The sequence below is a fragment of the Collimonas fungivorans genome (assembly GCF_028292705.1).
GTDB classification, from domain to species: Bacteria; Pseudomonadota; Gammaproteobacteria; order Burkholderiales; family Burkholderiaceae_D; genus Collimonas; species Collimonas fungivorans_B.
In genome coordinates, this window is sequence record NZ_JAQGLV010000239.1 from 1 (window position 1) to 2,756 (window position 2,756).

Here is a 2,756-nt window from a genome sequence, read left to right on the forward strand (position 1 = left end):
TGCGGGCGGGCGACATGTCGAGCGGACGGCGCAGCAGCAACGCGGCGATGCCGGCCGGCGCCGCGAGCCAGAAATAATATTTGCTCCACTGCGACAGCAGCGCCCGTGCGTGGATCTCGCCATCACCGCCGTAGTGCGACACCATCGCATCAAGCAGCTCGGTACGGTAGGCGCCGAGCTGGGTCAATGGGATGCAAACGGATTCTGCGGCCTCGTTTTCCGTCTCCGAGACGGCCTGGCTGTCGTGTGGTTTTCCGAGCCAGACATGCTCGAGATAGGATGCCATCGATTCAGGCGCGAGCGCGGCGAAACAATGCGCCGGCGCGCCGCCCGGATTCAGGACAGTTCTCTGCAAGATATCCATCAGCGGCCGCTCAGCTTTTCGCGCCGCGCCTGCGCAATCAACAAGATGAGCAGGTATGGCGCGCCGATCATGGCGGTCAGCACGCCGGCCGGAATCTCCCGCGGGGCAAGCAGCGTACGGGCGGCGACATCGGCCAAGACCAGCAGCAGCGCGCCGCACGCAGCGGCCAGCCAGAGCCGGGTACGATGCGTGCGTGCTCCCAGCATTACCGCCAGGTGCGGCGCCATCAGGCCGATGAAACTGACCGGTCCGACAGCAGCGACCGCCGCGCAGGCGGCAAGTGTCGCCACCGTCAGCACCAGCGGCCGCAATATGGCAATCGGCAGGCCGAGCGCCGCCGCCTGGTCGTCGCCCAGCGACAGCAGGTCGAGCGGCCTGGCCAGCAACGCCAGCACCGGCAGCGCCAGCAGGCACCAGGGCAGCAATGTGGCCACTTCGCCCCAGCTGCGGCCGTAGGTGCCGCCGACCAGCCACACCACAAAACGCGCGGGCTGCACGCTCTGCTGCGTGATCAGCCACTGCGACAGCGTAGTCCAGAGGGTGCCGAGGACCAGTCCGGTGAGCGCTACCGCCATCGGTGCATAACGATGGCGGCGGTTGAGCAGCAATGTCAGCAGCAGCGTGGCGGCGCCGCCGGCGAGCGCGGCGACGGCAAGGGTCGAATGGGCCGCGAACGGCCACAGGATCAGTGCAATGAAAGTCGCCAGTCCGGCGCCCTGGGTGACGCCAAGCACTTCAGGGCCGGCCAGCGGATTGCGCACGATGCTCTGCATCAGCACCCCGCTTGCCGCCAGCAACGCTCCGGCCAGCAGTGCGCACAAAAGGCGCGGCAGACGCAGGTCGAGCAGCATCCGGGTTACTTCGTCGCGCCCTTCCAGCGCGGCGATCCAGCCGGCCGGGCCGATCAGCTTCGCGCCCAGCGAGGCGCCGGCAAACAGCAGCGTGCAGCCAACCAGCAGCAACCCGGCGGCGATCAAGGGCCATGGCAGCGCTGTAAGCATGCGCACGGCGCGCGTTCCGGCGTCGGACATCGGCCGTTCCTGCCCCGCCGCCATTGCGCCCGACCATACGATGCCGCTGCGGATCATGGCCAGCATCAATGGCGTGCCGACCAGTGCGATCGCCACCCCGGTCGACAGCGTGGCATCAAGGTCGAGCGCCAACACCGCGCTGTCGGTAACCAGCACCAGCGCGCCGCCCACCAATGCCGACAAGGGCACCAGGGCGCCCAGTTTCGATGCTTTTGCGCCGCGCAGCTGGCGCAGCAGGTTCGGCGCAATCAAGCCGACATACGACAGCGGCCCGGCAATGCTGACCGCGACGCTGGCAAAACCCACTGCCACCACCATGGCGGCAATCCGCGTCGCATCGATCCGCACGCCGGCGGCAGCTGCCGCCTCGTCGCCCAGCACGAAAGGGTTGAGCGGCCGCATCACGAACGGCAAGGCAATCAGCGGCAGCACCAGCCATGCCATGGCCAGCTTGAGGCCGTCCGCGCCCGGTTGATACAGGCTGCCGCTGGCCCATAGCGCGGCGCCAGCGATGCTTTGCTCGAAAAACGCCAGCACCAGCGTCGCCACTGCCGAAAACAGCAGCATGCAAACGCTGCCTGCCAGCACCAGCCGCAGCGGCGTCGCGCGCCAGCCGGCTGCCGCCACCACGCAGACAGCGGCGGCCAGGCCGCAGCCGAACAGCAGCGGCACCGATGCCGCGCCGGCAAGCGCAGGAATCACCATCGCTGCCAGCAAGCCCAGCTGGGCGCCACTGGTAATGCCGAGTAAATCAGGGGAAGCGAGCGGATTGCGCGTAAGCGCCTGGAACAGCGCTCCAGCCACGCCGAGGCAGCCGCCGGCGACCAGCGCCGCCAGCACGCGCGGCGCACTCAAATCGAACAGCAGTATGCGGTTAAGTATGGCGGCATCACCGCCTTGCGCAGACGCCGCCAGCCACTGCTGCACGCCGGGCGCCAGGCGCACGGCCGCGGTGACGACGATCAGCAGCAAGAGTGCTGCCCCGATCAGGCCTGCCCTGCTTTTCATCGGCGCATGCCGGCTTGCGAGCGCCGTGCCTGGGCGCAGCGGAGATTGGCCTGCTAACGCGGTCATGCAGCGAGATCCTTATCGACGCCGTTTTCACGCAACGCTGCCGGTGGAGAGGCCTCTCCATAGGCTGGTACGCACATCGGCGCGCCTGTCAGGGGATGGGCGATTTTCAGCATGGTTACGTCGAATGTTTCGTGCAGATGGTGCGGCGCCAGCATGGCGTCGGGCGAACCATGCGCAATGATTTTGCCAGCGCGCATCAGGACGATTTCGTCGCTGAATGCAGCAGCCTGGTTCAGGTCGTGCAGCACCCAGACAATGGTCAGCCCCTGCTCCTGGTTCAAGCGGCG

General features: G+C 67.5%; 1 protein-coding gene and 2 pseudogenes. All 3 read right to left on the reverse strand.

Features of this window, described 5'->3' with window-relative positions:
* A pseudogene (locus tag JWQ61_RS13800) lies at positions 1-364 on the reverse strand (siderophore-iron reductase FhuF); the annotation flags it as partial.
* Positions 364-2,469 carry a Fe(3+)-hydroxamate ABC transporter permease FhuB gene (gene fhuB, locus JWQ61_RS13805; protein WP_304361028.1) on the reverse strand — a complete coding sequence of 702 codons (2,106 nt, stop codon included), beginning with the start codon at positions 2,467-2,469 and terminating at the stop codon, positions 364-366. The gene fhuB and the pseudogene JWQ61_RS13800, both read right to left, overlap by 1 nt.
* Positions 2,466-2,756: pseudogene (locus JWQ61_RS13810) on the reverse strand (ABC transporter ATP-binding protein); the annotation flags it as partial. The gene fhuB and the pseudogene JWQ61_RS13810, both read right to left, overlap by 4 nt.

Excerpts from the sequence above, each read along its gene's own strand:
- fhuB (WP_304361028.1), bottom strand. The coding sequence starts at position 2,469 with ATGACCGCGTTAGCAGGCCAATCTCCGCTGCGCCCAGGCACGGCGCTC.